Annotated in this window: 18 protein-coding genes; 9 read left to right on the top strand and 9 right to left on the bottom strand. The window is 64.3% G+C overall.

Translation table 11 applies throughout. The features are described 5' to 3' along the window. Window positions 1-82 precede the first annotated feature (82 nt). The 3 genes from LCM4577_RS27465 (at window position 83) to LCM4577_RS27455 (ending at window position 4,319) form a co-directional block, all read left to right on the top strand. Entirely contained in the window at window positions 83-1,108 is a 1,026-nt protein-coding gene (locus LCM4577_RS27465; RefSeq protein ID WP_071074233.1) for a LacI family DNA-binding transcriptional regulator, read from the top strand. A 156-nt stretch (window positions 1,109-1,264) separates the two neighbouring features. Then, a complete protein-coding gene (locus tag LCM4577_RS27460) occupies window positions 1,265-2,746 on the top strand; it encodes an esterase-like activity of phytase family protein (RefSeq protein ID WP_071074232.1) in 1,482 nt (493 codons plus the stop codon). Window positions 2,747-2,852: 106 nt separating this feature from the next. Next, window positions 2,853-4,319 (top strand): MATE family efflux transporter, encoded by a 1,467-nt coding sequence (locus LCM4577_RS27455; protein WP_071074231.1) that lies wholly within the window; start codon window positions 2,853-2,855, stop codon window positions 4,317-4,319. Between the two features lie 81 nt (window positions 4,320-4,400). Here the strand turns inward: LCM4577_RS27455 and LCM4577_RS27450 are convergent, their stop codons facing one another. Further along, on the bottom strand, window positions 4,401-5,609 hold the full coding sequence (locus LCM4577_RS27450; RefSeq protein ID WP_071031685.1) for an MFS transporter: 1,209 nt from the start codon (window positions 5,607-5,609) through the stop codon (window positions 4,401-4,403). Between the two features lie 135 nt (window positions 5,610-5,744). Between LCM4577_RS27450 and LCM4577_RS27445 the strand changes: the two genes are divergently transcribed. Then, complete coding sequence (locus LCM4577_RS27445; protein WP_071074230.1) at window positions 5,745-6,320, top strand: TMEM175 family protein; 576 nt, start codon at window positions 5,745-5,747, stop codon at window positions 6,318-6,320. A 3-nt stretch (window positions 6,321-6,323) separates the two neighbouring features. Here the strand turns inward: LCM4577_RS27445 and LCM4577_RS27440 are convergent, their stop codons facing one another. Further along, window positions 6,324-6,605 (bottom strand): hypothetical protein, encoded by a 282-nt coding sequence (locus LCM4577_RS27440; RefSeq protein WP_041007796.1) that lies wholly within the window; start codon window positions 6,603-6,605, stop codon window positions 6,324-6,326. A 174-nt stretch (window positions 6,606-6,779) separates the two neighbouring features. Here LCM4577_RS27440 and LCM4577_RS27435 point away from each other — a divergent pair, with 174 nt between their 5' ends. Continuing rightward, complete coding sequence (locus LCM4577_RS27435) at window positions 6,780-7,646, top strand: SDR family NAD(P)-dependent oxidoreductase (protein WP_071074390.1); 867 nt, start codon at window positions 6,780-6,782, stop codon at window positions 7,644-7,646. 8 nt (window positions 7,647-7,654) lie between these two features. Here the strand turns inward: LCM4577_RS27435 and LCM4577_RS27430 are convergent, their stop codons facing one another. Further along, window positions 7,655-8,173, bottom strand: coding sequence for a low affinity iron permease family protein (locus LCM4577_RS27430; RefSeq protein WP_082047390.1), 519 nt, complete (start codon window positions 8,171-8,173; stop codon window positions 7,655-7,657). Between the two features lie 280 nt (window positions 8,174-8,453). Here LCM4577_RS27430 and LCM4577_RS27425 point away from each other — a divergent pair, with 280 nt between their 5' ends. After that, window positions 8,454-9,662, top strand: coding sequence for a hypothetical protein (locus LCM4577_RS27425; protein WP_244508448.1), 1,209 nt, complete (start codon window positions 8,454-8,456; stop codon window positions 9,660-9,662). Window positions 9,663-9,763: 101 nt separating this feature from the next. Here LCM4577_RS27425 and LCM4577_RS27420 read toward each other — a convergent pair whose 3' ends face one another. The 3 genes from LCM4577_RS27420 to LCM4577_RS27410 form a co-directional block, all read right to left on the bottom strand. Further along, complete coding sequence (locus tag LCM4577_RS27420) at window positions 9,764-10,045, bottom strand: hypothetical protein (RefSeq protein WP_052457723.1); 282 nt, start codon at window positions 10,043-10,045, stop codon at window positions 9,764-9,766. 207 nt (window positions 10,046-10,252) lie between these two features. Then, the gene (locus LCM4577_RS27415; protein ID WP_071074228.1) at window positions 10,253-10,894 is read right to left on the bottom strand and encodes a DapH/DapD/GlmU-related protein; all 642 of its coding nucleotides are present in this window, start codon (window positions 10,892-10,894) and stop codon (window positions 10,253-10,255) included. Between the two features lie 68 nt (window positions 10,895-10,962). After that, window positions 10,963-11,391 carry a CreA family protein gene (locus LCM4577_RS27410; RefSeq protein ID WP_083354877.1) on the bottom strand — a complete coding sequence of 143 codons (429 nt, stop codon included), beginning with the start codon at window positions 11,389-11,391 and terminating at the stop codon, window positions 10,963-10,965. Window positions 11,392-11,628: 237 nt separating this feature from the next. Between LCM4577_RS27410 and LCM4577_RS27405 the strand changes: the two genes are divergently transcribed. The 3 genes from LCM4577_RS27405 to LCM4577_RS27395 all read left to right on the top strand — a co-directional run bounded on the left by LCM4577_RS27405 (window position 11,629) and on the right by LCM4577_RS27395 (window position 15,028). After that, window positions 11,629-12,213 (top strand): SCO family protein, encoded by a 585-nt coding sequence (locus tag LCM4577_RS27405; RefSeq protein ID WP_071074227.1) that lies wholly within the window; start codon window positions 11,629-11,631, stop codon window positions 12,211-12,213. Beyond that, window positions 12,213-13,085: a 50S ribosomal protein L11 methyltransferase gene (locus LCM4577_RS27400; RefSeq protein WP_071074226.1), complete on the top strand. Its 873-nt coding sequence runs from the start codon at window positions 12,213-12,215 to the stop codon at window positions 13,083-13,085. The genes LCM4577_RS27405 and LCM4577_RS27400 overlap by 1 nt, the downstream gene beginning before the upstream one ends. 98 nt (window positions 13,086-13,183) lie before the next feature. Beyond that, window positions 13,184-15,028, top strand: a complete 1,845-nt coding sequence (locus LCM4577_RS27395) for an aminopeptidase P family protein (RefSeq protein WP_071031693.1) — start codon at window positions 13,184-13,186, stop codon at window positions 15,026-15,028. 236 nt (window positions 15,029-15,264) lie between these two features. Here the strand turns inward: LCM4577_RS27395 and LCM4577_RS27390 are convergent, their stop codons facing one another. The 3 genes from LCM4577_RS27390 to LCM4577_RS27380 form a co-directional block, all read right to left on the bottom strand. Continuing rightward, on the bottom strand, window positions 15,265-15,561 hold the full coding sequence (locus LCM4577_RS27390; RefSeq protein ID WP_071031694.1) for an AzlD family protein: 297 nt from the start codon (window positions 15,559-15,561) through the stop codon (window positions 15,265-15,267). Then, complete coding sequence (locus LCM4577_RS27385) at window positions 15,558-16,286, bottom strand: AzlC family ABC transporter permease (protein ID WP_071031695.1); 729 nt, start codon at window positions 16,284-16,286, stop codon at window positions 15,558-15,560. Before LCM4577_RS27385 ends, LCM4577_RS27390 begins: the two co-directional genes overlap by 4 nt. A 213-nt stretch (window positions 16,287-16,499) precedes the next feature. Further along, window positions 16,500-17,894, bottom strand: a complete 1,395-nt coding sequence (locus tag LCM4577_RS27380; RefSeq protein ID WP_071031745.1) for a glutamine synthetase family protein — start codon at window positions 17,892-17,894, stop codon at window positions 16,500-16,502. Between the last annotated feature and the right edge of the window lie 13 nt (window positions 17,895-17,907).

Raw genomic sequence — 17,907 nt, 5'->3', positions numbered from 1 at the left:
AATCACCCGCTCGCGAAAATCGACATCCACTGCTTGGCCTGAAGGGCGGCCGGTGCTAGCGAAGACAGGGGGAGAACCGGCCTTGGCGTCCAGCATCCACGATCTCGCGCGTCATCTGAACATTTCGATCGGCACCGTGTCGCGCGCGCTGAACGGTCGCGCCGATGTCAATGCCGAGACGCGCCAGCGCGTGCTGGAGGCGGCCAGGAAGCTGAACTATTCGCCCAACCAGTCGGGCCGCAGCCTGAGGAAAGGCGCCACCCATTCTATCGCCTTCATGCTGCAACCGCATCCCGGCGATCAGCAATATGGCGAGCCGTTCTTCATCCCGTTCCTGACCGGTCTGCAGGCGCGGCTCGCCGAGCATGACCTGGATCTGATGGTCGTCATGGGCGAGCCCGGCCAATATCAGCCGGAGAGGCTGCGCCGCGTGGTTGAGACGCGCCGGGCCGACGCGGTCGTGTTGGCCAATACGCGGCGGGAAGACGATCGGATCGACTATCTCAGCAAGGCCGGATTTCCCTTCGCCACGCTTGGCCGAAGTCTATCCGGTGGCGACGCCTATCCTTCGCTCGATATCGATTTCGAGAGGGCGGGTGAGGAAGCCGTCGACCGGCTGGTCGCGCGCGGTCACCGCCGCATTGCCGCCATCCGCCCTTCGCTCGATCTCAACTTCGGCTACCTGTTCCTCGACGGCTACCGCAAGGCTCTGAAGCGGCACGGCATCGAAGTCGACCCCGGCATGATCGCCGACGGCTTCATCAACGAGACCGGCGGCTATCAGGTGACGCCGCGCGTCATGCTCTCCAAGGACCGGCCGACAGCCATCATCTTCAACAATGACGCAATGGCGCTCGGCGGCTGCAAGGCACTGGCCGAGATGGGCATCAGGCCCGGCCACGACATCGCGGTGATCGTCATCGTCGACACGCCGCTCTGCCGCTATTTCTCGCCGGCGCTGACGGCCTTCCGTCCATCGCTGGAGCCGATGGGACGGCGTCTGGCCGAGATGCTGCTCGCCTCGCTTCCCGCCTTCGCCGGCCCCGAAGGCACACGCATCATCCGCGAGGTCTGGCCGCTGGAGCTGGTCGCAAGAGAGAGCGATTGAGGCGGAGCTTTCCCTTCTCCCCTTGTGGGAGAAGGAAACTGTCACGCAACCATCACGTTCACGTCCTAGACCGCTCGACGGCAAGGGCTGCCCGCATCGTCGATGCCGCGCCCTTTTGAGCCAATAGCCGCTCTGCTCGTCACGAAGGGGATATCGATGAAACGTCTCAACCGAACCGTCGCGCTCGGCGCGGCACTTGCCCTGTTCACCACGCTGACCCCGGCATTCGCCGACGGCGTCGCCTATGTCAACAAGGGGCTCGTCGGCGTCGGCCGCATTCCGGCCAGCCAGAAGGACAAGTTCGGCGAGACGTTCGGTTCGGGTTCCGGCATGTCGATCGACGCCAAGTCCTGGGCGCGCGACGGCGCCAGCTACAAGGGCTCGCTCTGGCTGCTGCCGGACCGCGGCTACAACGTCGTCGGCACCACCGATTATCGCCCGCGCCTCAACACCATCGCCATCGAGCTGATCCCGACCGCTCCAGGTGCCGCGCCCGCCGCAGGGCAGGAACAGACCGGCGTCAAGGCGACACTTGCCGACACGATGCTCTTGACCGACGACAAGGGCGCCGACGCCACCGGGCTTGATCCGCTGAACGGCGTGCGCGAAGCCGCCGGCGACATGCCGATCCTGCCGCAGGCCGACAACGGCAAGCTTTCGCTGGACGACGAGGCGATCGTGCGCCTGGCGGACGGCACGATGTTCATCTCCGACGAATATGGCCCGAACATTTACCGCTTCTCGGCCGAAGGCCGCCTGATGTCGGCGACCCAGCCGCCGGCCGCGCTGGTGCCGATCCGGCACGGCAAGCCGAACTTCGCTTCCGACAATCCTGGCCCGGGCGCGGCCGAGCCCGATCCGAAGGACCCCGAGATCGGCCGCCAGAACAACCAGGGCCTCGAAGGCATGTCGATGACGCCGGACGGCAAGTTCCTGATCGCCGTGCTGCAGTCGGCGGCCCGCCAGGACGGCGGCGATTCCGGCTCGACCCGCCAGAACACCCGCGCGCTGGTCTATGATGCGTCCGACCTCGCCCACCTCAAGCTGGCGCACGAATATGTCGTGCCGCTGCCGGTGTTCAAGGACGCCAAGGGCAAGACCAAGGTCGCCGCGCAGAGCGAGATCGTCGCCCTCTCCGACAAGAGCTTCCTGATGCTGGCGCGGGACTCGGGCAACGGCCAGGGTCTCAAGGGGGACGAGTCGCTCTACCGCAAGATCGAGATCGTCGACCTCTCCGCCGCGACCGACATCGCCAACGGCCCGTTCGACGCCGCGGACAAGCCGGTTGCGCCCAAGGGCGTGCTCGACCCGTCGGTGACGCCGGCCAAGCTGACCTCCTTCATCGACATCAACGACAAGGGCGAGCTCGGTCGCTTCGGCCTGCACAATGGCGCGCCGAACGACAGGAACAACCTCTCGGAGAAGTGGGAGGCGATGTCGCTGGTCTCGGTGCTCGATCCGAAGCTGCCCGACGACTATTTCCTGTTCGTCGCCAACGACAACGATTTCCTCACCCAGGAAGGCTTCCAGGTCGGCGCGCCCTACAAGGCCGAGGACGGCGCCGATGTCGACACCACCTTCCTGGTCTATCAGGTCACCCTGCCTGGACTGTCCGGGAACAGCCTCGCCGCGAACTAGTTCTATTTCGGGCGTATGCAGAACGGCATACGGCCGAGCGCGGAAGGGATGCATGAGCATCGGGCCTGCGATAGCATCGCAGGCCTGATTCATTTTCGGTGCTGCCATGGATGACAAAAAGCCCGCACGCCGGCGGACTGGCGACCTGACCAGCGGTCCGATCCCGCGCACGCTGCTGTTGTTCGCGCTGCCGGTGCTCGGCTCCAACGTGCTGCAGTCGCTGAACGGATCGATCAACGCGGTCTGGGTCGGCCGCTTCCTTGGCGAAGCGGCGCTGACCGCCACCTCCAACGCCAATCTGGTGCTGTTCCTCATCCTCGGCACCGTGTTCGGCATCGGCATGGCGGCGACCATCCTGGTAGCGCAGTCGGTCGGCGCCCGCGACCTGCCCGAAGCGAAGCGCATCGTCGGCACCAGCGCCACTTTCTTCTTCCTCGTCTCGGTCGTATTCGCCGTCTGCGGCTGGATCTGGGTCGACGCCATCCTGACCGGGCTCGGCACGCCGGCCGATGCCTTGCCGCTGGCGCGCGCATACTTACGCATCATCTTCGTCGCCGTGCCGATGATGAACCTGTTGTCCTTCGTCATGACCGTGCTACGCGGCGCCGGCGATTCCCGCACGCCGTTCGTCTTCATGGCGCTGGCGGTCGTGCTCGATGTCGTGCTCAACCCACTGCTGATCCGCGGCCTCGGCCCCTTCCCCGAACTCGGCATCGCCGGTTCGGCGACCTCGACGCTGATCGGCCAGACGGTGAGCGTGATCGCCATCCTGACCGTGCTTTATGCGCGAAAACATCCGCTGCGGCTGGCTGGCTCGGACCTTGCTCTGCTGCGGCCCGATCCATCGCTGCTGCGCATCGTCGTCTTCAAGGGCATTCCGATGGGCCTTCAGATGATCGTCATCTCGGCCGCGGCGCTGACGGTGATGGGGATCGTCAATTCCTATGGCTCGCAGGTCGCCGCCGCCTACGGCATCGCAGCCCAGCTCTGGACCTATATCCAGATGCCGGCTCTGGCGATCGGCGCCGCCGTCTCCTCGATGGCGGCGCAGAATGTCGGCGCCGGCCGTTGGGACCGCATCGGCCAGGTCGCGGCGTCCGGCGTCGGCTTCAACCTGGTGCTGACCGGCGCGCTGGTGGCGCTGCTTTTCGCCTTCGATCGCCCGGTCCTCGGCCTCTTCCTCAGCAACGACAGTGTGGCGATCGACATCGCCGCCCACATCAATAAGGCGGCGTCCTGGTCGTTCATCCTGTTCGGCGTCACCATCGTGCTGTTCGCCACCGTGCGCGCCACCGGCGCCGTCATGCCGCCGCTGATCATCCTGATCATCTCGGTGCTGATCATCCGCACCGGCTTTGCCTATTCGATGCGCAGCGTCATCGGCCAGGAAGCGCTGTGGTGGAGCTTTCCGGCCGGCTCGATCGCCTCGCTCGTGCTCGCCGCCGCCTATTACCGCTTCGGCCGCTGGCGCACGATGCATATGATCGAGGACCGGCCGGCCGCCGGCGAGCCGCCCGACACCGGCCTCGGCGTGCCGCGCCAGCGCGCGCAACTCCTGCCGGAGACAGAATAGCTATAGCAATTCCAGGAAAAGTGCGCAGCGGCTTCCGTCCGGAATTGCGCGAAAACAAAGAGTTAGAGCGGGTTGGCGATTCTACCGCGCGTATTTGACGCCGAAACCGAGCGCCACCAGCGAGAAGATGATGATCATGCCGGCAAATGCGAGGCTTGCCGTTGTCGCGCTCGCCAGGCTCGACAGGATGCCGATGCCGATCACCGGCAGCGCGTTGCCGCAGAAACAGCAGATGAAGAAGGCCGAAACCACCTCGGCGCGACGGTCGCCCGGCGCGATCTGGTTGACCACCTGCAGGCCGCCGCGATAGCCGAGCGCCGCCGCCACGCCGCAGAGCGCCGTCGCGGCGATCATGAGCGCCATCGAGGCGTAGATTTGCGCTGCGACGACCAGTGCCACGGCCGGGATCATCAGGACGAGCGCCGCGAGCATGGTCGAGCGGCTGGACAGCCGGGCGGTGCCGACAATCGTCGCCGCCGCCACGATCGACAATTCGAAGAACAGACCGCCAGCCACGGCGTGATTGGTCGCATGGAGCTGCTGCGCCAGGATGCTCGGCGCCAGCGCGGCATAAAAGCCGACAAGCGCCATGGCGCCGAAGCCCGTCACCGCGGGCGCCACGAATTGCGCGCGGATATCGTCGGGCACCGAAAGCCGTGGCCGCAGCGAGACGTCCGAGAGCCGCCCCGGACTGGAGACCGTTTCCCGCGTGCGCCAGATCAGCACGGTCACCAACGCAAGCAGCACGAGATAGACCGCAAATGTCAGCCTGAGCGGCCAGGGCGCATATTGGGCGAGCAGCCCCGCCATCAGCGCGCCGAGCCCAAGACCGATGAAGTTGGTGCTGGTGGCGATGACGGCCGCGCGCGACTTGTCCTTGCCTTCGATCATCTCCGCAAGCCAGGCGGTGCCGGCGCCTGCGCCGACACCGATGCCAAGGCCGCTCAGAATGCGGGCGATGTCGAGCCAGGCCAGGTTTTCGGCGAAGAGGAAAAACAGCGCGCTGACCACGGCAACACCCATCGCGGCAAGCGCGGCAGGACGGCGGCCGACGACATCCGACATCCGGCCGAAAAACAGCAGCGCCGCCAGATTCCCGACGACGTAGACGGCATAGACCAGCGTCAGCGTAACCTGCGAGAAGCCGAAAGCCTGCTTGTAGATCACGTAAAGCGGGGTCAGAGCGGTGCTGCCGGCAAAGAGCGCGGCGATCATGGCGGCGACGGCGGTCATCGCGGCGCCCCCGCCAAGCTCATGGTCACGCGTCATGGTTTGAGCGTAGCTGGTCATGGCGATCTCCGGGTTGCAAGCCCAACGCCTAAATAATGGCGCCGTTCCAGCGAGCGAACGCCCTCCTGACAGTTCTGGCAGGATGGTCAGCCGCTGCATCCTCCCGTAACGTCTGCGCACAGCGAGGGAGGAATCATGGGCAAGGGACGGGTCGAGGCATTCACCGATGGCGTCGTCGCCATCATCATCACCATCATGGTGCTGGAACTGAAAGTGCCGCATGGCGAGGATTTTTCCGCGCTTTTGCCGCAGTGGCCGATCTTCTTCTGCTATGTGCTCTCCTTCATCAATGTCGGCATCTACTGGAACAATCTGCACAACATGTTCCACACCGTGCAGCGCATCGACGGACGCGTGCTGTGGGCCAATTTGAACCTTCTGTTCTGGCTGTCGCTGATGCCGGTGACCACGGCATTCATGGGAGAGAACCATTTCGCGCCCGCGCCGGTCGCAGTCTATGGCATAGACCTCGCGCTTTGCGCCGTCGCCTATACCATCCTGGTCATAAAGCTGCGCCATCTGCACGGCGCCGACACGACCTTCGCCAAGGCCGTCGGGCACGACAAAAAGGGCAAGATCTCGCTGGCGCTCTACATCGCCGCGGTCCTGCTCAGTTTCTTCAACCAGTGGATCAGCGTGGCGATCTACGTGGTTGTAGCGGCCGTCTGGTTTGCACCCGACAAGCGCTTCGAGAGGCTGATCGAAAAATAGAACCTACTTGCGCATCGCCTTGAGCTTCTCGGCAGCCGAGGCGGCAAGGTCGGCATAGCGTTCCTCCAGCCGCTCTGCCGCCTTGATGATCGGGAAGTCGTGGCCGAATTTCTCCAGCGCCAGCCGCAGCTTCTCGGCGAAATCCGCCTGCTTCTCCAGCGCCGCGAACAGTGTTTTCACCTGCGCCTCGCTGATATCGGGATTGGCGAGCATCTTCGGCACCTCGCGGCCCATCTGGTCGCCATTGGCAGTCTGCTCTTTCAGGATTCCGATCCAATCGGTCAAATACCGAGCTCCTTTTTTGAACAGCATGCGCGGCAGGCGCAGCGATGGTCAACCCATTGCGACTGTAAGTCGTCAACCCATTGCGGGCATCGCGGTCGCCTATCGGGACAAACCAGCCTTGCCTCGGTGGCGTCCGGCGTTAAGTTCGACCCGACCCGAACAAGGATGGAAAGCATGACCAGCGACGCCCAGATCCAGACCGCCCTGCCCGCTTTCGCCTCCGGCAATGTCGCCGTCGTCACCGGCGGCGCCAGCGGCATCGGCCTTGCCGCCGCGAAACGGTTCGCGGCAATGGGCATGAAGGTGGTGCTTGCCGACATCGGCGGCGTGCGCCTCGATCAGGCGAAGCAGGCCATCGCCGCGGTTGCCGGCGACGATGCCGTCCTTCCAATTCCCACCGACGTGTCCAAGGCCGAGGAGGTCGACCGGCTGGCGGAGCTCGCTCACGACGCCTTCGGTGCGGTGTCGGTGCTGATGAACAATGCCGGCGTCGGCAACAATCCGGGCAAGCCCTGGGAGAACCGCGACGCCTGGAAGCGGTTGATCGACATCAATTTCTGGGGCGTCGTGCACGGCGTCGAGGCCTTCGCGCCGCGCATGCTCGCGGCGGACAAGCCCGGCCTGATCATCAACACCGGGTCCAAGCAAGGCATCACCACGCCGCCCGGCAATCTCGCCTACAACGTCTCCAAGGCCGGCGTGAAGACGTTTACCGAGGGGCTGGCGCACGCGCTGCGCAACGAGCCGGGGGCGAAGGTTTCGGCGCATCTTTTGATCCCCGGCTTCACCTATACCGGCCTGACCGAAGGCGCGACGCAAAAGCCCGCCGGCGCCTGGACCGGCGAGCAGGTGATCGACTTCATGCTGGCATCGCTGATCGACGACGATTTCTACATCCTGTGCCCCGACAATGAGGTGGCGCGGCCGACGGATGAAAAACGCATGGCGTGGGCCATCGGCGACATCATCGAGAACCGCCCTGCCTTGTCGCGCTGGCATCCCGATCACAAGGACGCATTCGCGGCCTTCATGAATCGCTGACGGCCGCCTCAAGCCGTCGCTTTCTTCTTCGAGGCGTTCTTCCCGGCCGCGGTCTTCCTCGTGCCCGCGCCGGCGGTCTTGGACGCATGCTTGGTAGCGTTCTTTGGYGCATGCCTGCCCCCGTTCTTTCCGGTCGCGGCTTTGTCGGCTGCCTTTTCGGCGATCTCGCGATCATGCCGTTTCGCCGCCGCCTCGCATTTCGAGCGGATTTCCTCGACCTCCGATTCCGTGAGGTGCTCGATGCCGATAAAATGATTGTGGGCGCGGCCGACCCTGATCAGTTCGTCCAACTTGGCCTGGATCGCCGCGCCATCACGATTTTGCGTGTTCTGGATCAGGAACACCATCAGGAAGGTGATGATGGTGGTGCCGGTGTTGATGACCAATTGCCAGGTGTCCGAGAATCCGAAGATCGGCCCGCTTGCCGCCCATGCAACCACGATCAGCACGCAGATGGCGAAGGTGGCCGGCAGGCCCGCCAGATGTGCCACCTGGTTGGCTATCCGCGTAAAAACTTTCTCGATCATGCAAGTCCCTCGAACCGTGGATGCGCAGGCATTTGCGAAGAAACAAGCTGCCGCCCGCTCCGGTTCCCATGGAACGAATCTTCATGCCCGCGCGCAGCCACAATCGGATACACGCAGAAGGCGCAGGCGCGCGAAAAAACACCTTATCCGTTTGTTTGCAATAGTGCCGGTGCAGGCCAGAAAGCCTGTTCCTTCCGCTTCACGGCGGTTTACCTCCAAGCCCCTTCCGCTGCGCCACCCCCGCATGGCGGAAGGGGCACTCACGATCAGAGCGCGGAGCATGACCATCGAAACGCCCCGTCCTGTCACGCGCTATCTTTCACCCGGATTGTTTGGCGGCGCCGCGTGTCTCGGCCTTCTGCTGGTCAGCGCTGAGGCAAAAGCCGATCCCGKAACGGATCCGAAGATCACCGGCAGCATAGAACAGCACTGGACCACCAACGCGCTGGACAGCGATCGCGCCGTCACCGATTGGTACACGCTGCTGCGCGGCTCGATCGACCAGCAATGGGGCGATGCCGACGCCAATGCCAGGATCCATGCCGATTTCGAGGCATCGCGCTACGACAGGGCCTCGATTGAGGACGACCGTTCGCTGGCGCTGTCGGCGGAAGCTTTCCGGCGCTTGGAGGCAGGGCTCGAGCTGCGCGGAACGCTCAGCTATCGCGTGCTGAGCACCGGCGACGATCTGGGGATCGGCCCGCTCATCATCGGCACGCGTGAACTGAAGCAGATTTTCAGCGCTCAAGGGCAGTTCGGCGTCGATCTCGGCAATGCGACCTCGCTCACCATCGAGGCCACGGAGAGCATCGAGAAGGTCGGCGACACCCATTTCCAGGACGATCTCATTTCGCCGACCAAGCTTCACGCCGACCGCATCCTTTCCCAGGTGGCGGCAAGATTGACGCGGACCGTCGGCGAATATGCCTTCGGCGGCTCGACATCGGCGTTGCTGGCTTCGGTCGAACGTGTCGGCTTCCCGCCGCTCCAGCTTTCGTTCTTCCAGTACACCGCGCAGGCCGAAGCGGCTTTCAAGGGCAAGGACGGCTCGAGTTTCGGCCTGGCGCTCGGCGCGCAGTATCTACGCGGCGCCGACGGCATCTACGAGCGTGTCTTGCCGGCCTGGCAGGCAAATTTCGTCAAACCGCTGCCGAAGGGATTCGAGTTGCGCGGCACCTGCTTCGGCCGCTACGAGACATCCGACACCGACGATCCCCTGGCCTCATGGTTGCGCCGCGCCGAGCTCGAGCTCGGCTTGAAGCTGCGCGAAAATCTTGCCGTGGGCACCGGGATCTTTGCCCAGCTCAAGGACAATCTGCTGCTTGAGAATGTCGAGCGCAGCAAGGGCGTCTATGCCGAGGCCACCTGGGGCGCGACCAGGTCGCTGAACATCGTGTTCCGTGTCGATTACGCGCAGAAAGAAAAGACCATTCTCGACGAGCATGAGAGCACGGTCGACGCCTTCGTCGGCGTACGTACGAACATCTAACGTTTGCGGCCAAGCCCGCCAGTCGGCGGCCAGAAACGACAGACAGGAGGGTGTGCGAGCCCCTCCTGTCCGTTGCGGATGCTAGCTTTCCGCGCTTCTGCTCAGTGCCTTTTCAGCGAGTAGTTGTTGCTGCCGACGTTGACGCCGATCCCGCTGAGGATACCGGAAACGACATTGGTCTTGTTGCCGTTCAGAATGCCCGAAACGACGTTACCGTTGAGGATGTTGTTGCCGTTGAGCACGCCATTCAACGCGCCGAGATTGACGTTCGGCGACACGTTGATGAGGCTGCCCGAGCTACCACCCCAGCCACCGGCATAGGCGCCGGCGGACGAGAAGGAAACAACAACAGCTGCGGTGAGTGCAAATACGAACTTCTTCATGACTACTCTCCTTTGTTGCTTGCGGTGTTTCCTTCAACTTCACCCCGATATTACCTCCGAAGAGACTTGTACATTTTGCGGAAATGCTTGCAACCACAGAGTGATTAATCCGATATATACACGCCGTTTTCCAATTTTTAACGCTAATATTTTACGTTAAAAACCTTGGTTACGGGCAATGGTAAATAGATCGGGGGTGCAGGTAGATCAGGGGGTATTGTCTTCCCAGCGATCGAGAAAGGCTTCGATCGGCATAGCCTGGATGTCGGGGATTGCGCGCGCCAGTTTCTCGGGCGTCCAGTCCCACCAGGCCAGCGCCTCGATACGTGCCGCGACAGCTGCCGGGAACCGCCGGCGCAGCGGCTTGGCCGGAACGCCAGCGACGATCGTGTAGGGCGCGACGTCATGCGTCACGACGGCATTGGCGCCGATGACGGCGCCATTGCCGATCGTGACGCCCGGCATGACGACCGCGCCATGGCCGATCCAGACATCGTGGCCGACACCGACCGATTTCGCCTGCCGGCGCGCACGAAATTCGGTGTCGACGCCCAGCCAGCGGAAATACTCGTTCGGCCGGTAGCTGACCTTGTGCTGCGTCAGCCGCTCGATCGGGTGCTCGAGCGCGTTGATGCGGCTGTTGGCGGCGATCGAGCAGAACTTGCCGATCGTCGTGTAGATCGCCTCGCAATGACGTTCGAAATAGGAAAAGTCGCCGACGCTCACCTCGCGCAGGATCACCCGCTCGCCGATCGAGGCATAGCGGCCTAGCTTGCATCCCTTCAGCTCCGCGGTTGGATGGATGCGCGGCTCGGGGTCCTTGAGGACAAGGTTTTCAGGACGGTCCATGAGGGGGCTTTACGCCGGCGGGGACGGCCCCGCAAGCGCGGCTTGTCGCTGCCTGCCCTGTCGGGAAGCTATTGCGGCTTGCCCTTGGTCCACACCACGTTCTGGCCGTAGAGCGGCACGGTCGTGATCGACATCTTCGCCGAGCCGTTCTGCACCTGGCGCGAATGCGACAGATAGACCAGCGTCTCGTTCTTCTTGTCGTAGATGCGGTTCACCACCTGCTTCTTCCAGATCAGGCTGAGGCCCTGCTTGAACACCTCCTCGCCGCCCTCGCTCATGTCGATGTCGCCGATGCTGATCGGCCCCGTCTGGCGGCAGGAAATCGAGGAATCGGAAGGATCCTCGAACCAGTTGCCCTTATGCAGCCGGTCGATGATGCTGCGGTCGAAATAGGCGACATGACAGGTGACGCCGTCGACCTTCGGGTCCTTGATCGCATCGACCATGATGTCGTTGCCGACCCAGTCGACACCCACTTTACCCACTTCGTCAGCCATGGCCGCGCCGGCGCTCAGGGCAAGACAGGCGGCGAACAAGCCGATCAGTTTTCGCAAGGAAGCCTCCTCGGTTCACGTTTGCCGATGTCAGGTGGGACAGGATCGTGGCGTTTGCAAGCCGCAATCGGACTGCACGGCCGCTTGCGGCAACGCGACATCTTTGCGCGCCCTGCGCCGACCCGTTAAGACTGTCGCCAAACTGGCTTTAGCCAAAGCAATGGCGACGGACATTCACTGATGATGCGTTCAATCCTGATCGGCATTCTCGTCCTGATGGCGGCGGGTATCGGCTGGCTGACATTCGACTGGTACCGCGGCCACTATGGCGGCGAGCCCTTCGGCGCGCCCTTCACCCTGGTCGACCAGAAAGGCGCGCCGATCACCGAAGCCGCCTTCAGGGGCCACCCGAGCGTCGTCTTCTTCGGCTTCACCCATTGCCCGGAAGTCTGCCCGACGACCCTGTTCGAGCTGGCCGGCTGGCTGAAGACGATGGGCGACAGCGGCAAGAACCTCAACGCCTATTTCGTCACCGTCGATCCGGAGCGCGACACGCCGGAGACGATGAACACCTATGTCAGCAACTTTTCCGACCGCATCACCGGCATCACCGGGGATCCGGACAAGGTGCATGCCATGGCCAAGGCCTTCGGCATCTATTGGAAGAAGGTCGACACCGGCGATGGCGACTACACGATGGACCATACGGCTTCGGTGTTGCTGCTCAATGCCAGGGGCGACTTCGCCGGCACCATCGCCTATGGTGAAAGCGCCGACACCGCGATCGCCAAGCTGAAGYGGCTGGCTGCGGGTGGCCAAACCTGATGTCGCAGACCAGGCTCCACCTCACCGCCAACAAGATTGAAGCCGACCGCATCTTCGCGGCGCTCGAGGCAGCCTTCGAGGATGACGGCCTGCCGATCGCCGTGCTGGAACTCGACGAGGACAACGACGTCCACGAAGTGTCGCTCTATGCCGATGGCGACGTCGATCCCGTCGAGGCGCGGGTTAGGGACATCCTCGCCGGTCTGGGCCTGGAAAAACCCGTCGAGCGCGAGGTTCTTCCAGATGTGGACTGGGTGTCGCGCTCGCTGGAAGGCTTGAAGCCGGTGCGCGCCGGCCGCTTCCTCGTCCATGGTTCGCACGACCGCGCCAAACGCCACGCTGGCGACCTCGCCATCGAGATCGAGGCGGGCCTTGCCTTCGGCACCGGCCATCACGGCACCACGGCCGGCTGCCTCGAAATGCTGGAGCAGGTGGTGCTGCGCGAGCGGCCGCGCAACGCGCTCGACCTTGGCACCGGCAGCGCGGTGCTTGCGATTGCGCTCGCCAAGCTCGCGCATATCCCCGTGCTGGCGACCGACATCGATCCGGTCGCCGTCCGYGTCGCCGCCGCCAATGCCCGCCTCAACCACGTCAAGGCGCTGGTCGAGACGGTGACGGCGCCGGGCTTCCATCATCCGATCTTCGCCAGGCGCGCGCCTTTCGACCTCGTCGTCGCCAACATTCTCGCCCGGCCGCTGATGCGGCTCGCGCCCGAAATGGCCAAACACGTCAGGCTCGGCGGCTCGCTGGTGCTCTCCGGCATCCTCGACCGGCAGCGCGATGCGGTGATCTCGGCCTATGTCGGCCAAGCCTTCCGCCACGTTCGCACCTTGCATCGCGAGGGCTGGGTGACCATCCACCTCAAGCGCTGAGATCGGCTTGCATCCAGCAGGTCTGGCCCTGCCGAAATCGATTCCGGTTTTCACGATCATGCGCTACGGTCGCCGCAAGCCACTCGAGGGAGCCCAAAATGTTCCAGACCTTTGATTCCGCAGGCGATCCGGCCGTCGGTAAGCCGCGCGTGGCGCTGCTGCGGCAATGGCTGGCCGAGAATGGCCTGGATGGCTTCCTTGTCCCCCGCGCGGACGAGCATCAGGGCGAATATGTCGCCGATCGCTCGGCGCGGCTGAAATGGCTGACCGGCTTCTCCGGTTCGGCCGGCGTCGCGATCGTGCTGCGCGATCGTGCTTTCATCTTCGTCGACGGCCGCTACACGCTGCAGGTGCGCAATGAGGTCGACCTTTCGATCTTCACCGTCGAAAGCCTCATCGACAATCCGCCGGCCAATTGGATCAAGGACAATCTCGGCAAGGGCGCAAGGCTCGGCTTCGACCCGTGGCTGCACACGATCGGCGAGATCAAGGCGCTGAAGGCCTCGGCCGAGCAGTCCGGCGCGACATTGGTGCCGCTCGACAGGAATCCTATCGACATCATCTGGAAGGACCAACCGGAACCGCCGCGCGCGCCGGTCGAGATCCATCCGCAAAACCTTGCCGGCGAGCTGGCGAAGGACAAGCTGGCGCGGCTGGCGAGGGCGATCGAAAAGGATGGCGCCACCCATGCGGTGCTGACCGATCCCTCCTCGATCGCCTGGGCCTTCAACATCCGTGGCGGCGACGTGCCGCACACGCCGCTGGCGCTGGGCTTCTCCATCCTCGCCGCCGACGGCAAGCATCAGCTGTTCATGGACCAGCGCAAGTTCTCGCGGCAGGTCGCGGCCTATCTTACCCAGCTTGCCGATCCGCATGACCCAAGCGAGTTCGAAACCGCCATCGCCGATCTCGCCAAGAACGGCGGCAAGATCGCGCTCGACCCGGTGCTGGCGGCGGAGAAGCTCCGCATGCTGGTCGAGGACAATGGCGGCAAGGTCGTCTTAGCGGCCGACCCGGCGCGTATTCCCCGCGCGACCAAGAACCAGGCCGAGATCGCCGGCAGCCGCGCCGCGCATCGCCGCGACGGCGCCGCGGTCGCCAAGCTGCTGTGCTGGCTCGACCGACAGAAGCCGGGCACGCTCGACGAAATAGCGGTCGTCACCAAGCTGGAGGAGGTGCGGCGCCAGACCGGCGAGGAAACGCAGATGCCGCTGCGCGACGTCTCCTTCGACACGATTTCGGGCGCTGGCCCGAATGGCGCGATCATGCATTACCGCGTCTCGCGCGCCACCAGCCGCAAGCTCGAGAGCGGCGAGCTGTTCCTGCTCGATTCCGGCGGCCAGTATCAGGACGGCACCACCGACATCACCCGCACCGTGCCGATCGGTGAGCCGACGCAGGAGATGCGCGAGCGCTTCACCCTGGTGCTGAAGGGCATGATCGGCATCTCGACGCTGCGTTTCCCCGCCGGCACGCGCGGCTCGGAGATCGACGCCGTCGCGCGCATGGCGCTGTGGAAGCATGGCTGCGACTTCGCCCACGGCACCGGCCACGGCGTAGGCTCCTATCTCGCCGTGCATGAAGGGCCGCAGCGCATCGCCCGCACCGGCACCGAAAAACTGCTCGCCGGCATGATGCTGTCCAACGAGCCGGGCTATTACAAGGAAGGCGCCTACGGCATCCGCATCGAGAACCTTATCCTGGTGACGCCGGCCGAGCAGATCGAAGGCGGCGACATCGCCATGCACGGCTTCGAGACCCTGACGCTGGCGCCGATCGACAAGCGGCTCATCCGCACCGACCTGCTGCACCGGGACGAGCTGCAATGGCTCGACCGCTATCACGCCTGGGTGCTGGCCGAGATCGGCCCGATGGTCGACGGCGAGACGCTGGCCTGGCTGGAGAAAGCCACCGCGCCGCTACCGCACGACGCGAAGATTTGAGGTTAGGATTCTCGCGTGAAGCGGCAACGTGTTCTTCGTCATTCTAGGGCGGAGCAAGGAGCGAAGCGACGCGCGCAGACCCTAGAATGACGAGGGATAGGCTGGCGGGACAGCGCCCCCTTGCCTTGCCAGGCATCTCCCCAGCAAGGACCATTCACAGGGAGAAATGCCCGGTCCACCCTCCGCAGCTGCYGCGGAGCAATGAGGGGCAGCGCCAAGCATTGAGGATGGAAAACCTACCCCACAAACTGCCGCGCCAGGACCAAAACCGCCGCGCCGGCCAAAAACATCGACATCAACCCACCGCGCAGCGACACCAGCACGGTGACGATCAGCGCTGCCCATTCCGCCGGTCCGGCATTGAGCAGTTCCGGCGCGACAAGTGTTGTGAGCACCGCGGCCGGCACGGCGTTCAGCCCCGCCTCGACGCGCGGGTGGATGGTCTCGAAGCGCGAGATGACGAGATGGCCGCCGACCCGGGTCAGATAGGTGGCGACGGCGCCGGCGAGAATGATCCAGAAGGTCGTGCTCATGGCCGCTTGCCCACGCCGCTATGGTGCGGCGGCAGGATCACCGCCAGGAGAACGCCGGCAAGCGCGCCGATCGAGACATGCCAGGGTGAGCCGACGGTCCGATAGGCGATGATCGAGGCGACGGCGCTGGCGGCGACGACGGGGGCCCAGAGCGGCCGCTTGCGGAAGCCGAGCACCAGGCCGAGGAAATAGATCGGCAAAAGGAAATCGATGCCCAGCGCATGCGTGTCCGGGATCATCTTGCCGAAGACCGCGCCCAATCCGCTTTCGATCACCCAGAACACGTAGACCGGCAGGCCGAGCCCCAGATACCAGACGAAGCCGACGGGACGGCCCGACTCCGCCCTCGCCTCGGCGATGGCGAATTGCGGGTCGGTCAGGATGAAATAGCCGGCGGCCTGCTGCAGCAGCGGCCAATGCGCGATGCGCCGACCGATGCCGGCCGAATAGAGCACGTGTCGGAAATTCACCGCGAAGATCGACAGCACGATCAGCCATGGCGCGACGTGCTGGCCGAACAGCTCGATACCGACCATCTGGCTGGCGCCGCCATAGATCATGGCGCTCATCAGGAAGGCTTCGAGGACGGAGAAACCGTTGTCGACGGCGATCGCGCCGAACAGGATCGCGAACGGCGCAGATGCGACGACGACCGGCGTGGACAATCGCACGCCGTCCCAGAAATCGCCGCCGGCCCTGCTCTCAGAGATTGCTTCCGCCGTCATCAAGCCGCTCCTAGTGCACGTCGCCCAGAAGTGCGCAGCGGTTCTGGGACAACGACATGCATCATTTAAAGCGCATCGCCTGGATTCGTTCAGCGCGACGCTCTTTAGGCGGCCTCATGTAGGGAGCGTCGCCCCGCTTGTCACACCAATTCGCTTGACCCAGCGATCAGCGGAACTGATCGCCGGGTTGTGACGCGCCTATGGTTTGCTGGCTCAGCTGACGAAATAGCGCTGCCATTCGAAGTCGGTGATGTGCGAGGCCTGCCAGGCATCGAAGGCGGCCTGCTCGGCGCGGCGGCTCTCGGCGTAATTGTCGCGGAAGGCTTCGCCGAAAGCCTCGGCGCAGAAATCGGATGCCGCGAAAGCCTCGATGGAAGCGTTCAGCGTGCGCGGCAGCTTCGGCTTGTCGAGATTGGCGAGGTTGCTCGTCACCGGCGCCTCGAGCGGCAGGTTCTTCTCGATGCCTTCGCAGCCGGCCGCCAGGATCGCGGCGATCGAGAGATAAGGATTGACGTCGGCGCCGGGCGCCCGGTGCTCGAACCGGCAGGCGGCATCGTTCGGCGTGGTGATGGCGCGGATCGGCGCGGTGCGGTTCTCAAAACCCCAGGCGACGTCTTCTGGCGACCACGCGCCGCGATCGAAGCGGCGGTAGGAATTGACCGTCGGCCGGAAGAAGATATGCGTCTCCTGCATGCGGTTGAGCACGCCGGCAAGGAATTTCTCGGCGACCGGCGTCAGCCGGTTCGGGCCGGCGGCGAAGGCCGGCTTGCCGTCCTGCCACAGGCTGACATGGTGATGCGCGCCGCAGGCGCTTTCCTTGCCCGGCGGCTGGAAGCGCGTCATGAAGGTGGCGACCAGCCCACGCTCGGCGCACAGCTCGCGCAGATGCAGCTTGGCGCGCATGGCGGCATCCGCCGCGGCGAGCGCGCTCTTCGGTGTCAGCGCGTATTCATACATGCCATAGCCATATTCGGTGACGAGCGAGGCGACGCCGATGTCGATGCTCTTCATGCGCGTGATGAACTCGGCGGCGAAATCCTGGTATTCGCCGCTGCGCACCAAGTCGTAGTTGATCAGCGAATGGCCCCACGGCTTCAGCTCGCGATAGCGGCCCGCGCGCATCAGGTCGTGGTCGGCGTGGAAAATGCCGAACTCGTATTCGAGGGCGAATTTCGGCTCGTAGCCGAGCGCCCGCGCGCGCTCCTCGACACGGGCGAGGACGTTGCGCGGATCGTAGGCGCAAGGCGCGCCGTCAAGCATGTAGGAGCGCGTGATGGCGGAAGCGAATTTGGGCTTCCAGCCATGCTGCACCACCGTCTCCGGATCGATGATGCCCTTGATGTTGGGAAAGCCGTTCTCCTCATTGGCGCTCGGTGAAGCGAAGGCGACGTCGCCCATCGGCTGGCCATCGCCATGCGTGACGCAATAGAGGATGGCGTTGATCGACTCGCCGGATGTGGAGAGCTTCAGCGGCGCGATCTTGGAGCGCACGACGCCCGACGTGTCGACCGTATGCACCTCGACGAACTCGACGCCGCGCTTGGCGAGCTCGGCCTGCAGCGCTTCGAGCTTCGGCGCATACGCCGCCACCCTGTCCTCAAATTCCACGTTCAACCCTCCA

Source organism: Mesorhizobium sp. LCM 4577 (assembly GCF_001854795.2).
Lineage (GTDB): Bacteria > Pseudomonadota > Alphaproteobacteria > Rhizobiales > Rhizobiaceae > Mesorhizobium > Mesorhizobium plurifarium.
Note: the sequence above shows the minus strand (reverse complement) of the source record. Positions and strands in the feature narration are given on the sequence as shown.

Coding starts and splice junctions, on each gene's coding strand:
- LCM4577_RS27385 (WP_071031695.1), bottom strand. CDS start 16,286: ATGACGGCGGAAGCAATCTCTGAGAGCAGGGCCGGCGGCGATTTCTGG.
- LCM4577_RS27445 (WP_071074230.1), top strand. CDS start 5,745: ATGGGCAAGGGACGGGTCGAGGCATTCACCGATGGCGTCGTCGCCATC.
- LCM4577_RS27420 (WP_052457723.1), bottom strand. CDS start 10,045: ATGAAGAAGTTCGTATTTGCACTCACCGCAGCTGTTGTTGTTTCCTTC.
- LCM4577_RS27460 (WP_071074232.1), top strand. CDS start 1,265: ATGAAACGTCTCAACCGAACCGTCGCGCTCGGCGCGGCACTTGCCCTG.
- LCM4577_RS27450 (WP_071031685.1), bottom strand. CDS start 5,609: ATGACCAGCTACGCTCAAACCATGACGCGTGACCATGAGCTTGGCGGG.
- LCM4577_RS27415 (WP_071074228.1), bottom strand. CDS start 10,894: ATGGACCGTCCTGAAAACCTTGTCCTCAAGGACCCCGAGCCGCGCATC.
- LCM4577_RS27395 (WP_071031693.1), top strand. CDS start 13,184: ATGTTCCAGACCTTTGATTCCGCAGGCGATCCGGCCGTCGGTAAGCCG.
- LCM4577_RS27410 (WP_083354877.1), bottom strand. CDS start 11,391: ATGGCTGACGAAGTGGGTAAAGTGGGTGTCGACTGGGTCGGCAACGAC.
- LCM4577_RS27390 (WP_071031694.1), bottom strand. CDS start 15,561: ATGAGCACGACCTTCTGGATCATTCTCGCCGGCGCCGTCGCCACCTAT.
- LCM4577_RS27435 (WP_071074390.1), top strand. CDS start 6,780: ATGACCAGCGACGCCCAGATCCAGACCGCCCTGCCCGCTTTCGCCTCC.
- LCM4577_RS27455 (WP_071074231.1), top strand. CDS start 2,853: ATGGATGACAAAAAGCCCGCACGCCGGCGGACTGGCGACCTGACCAGC.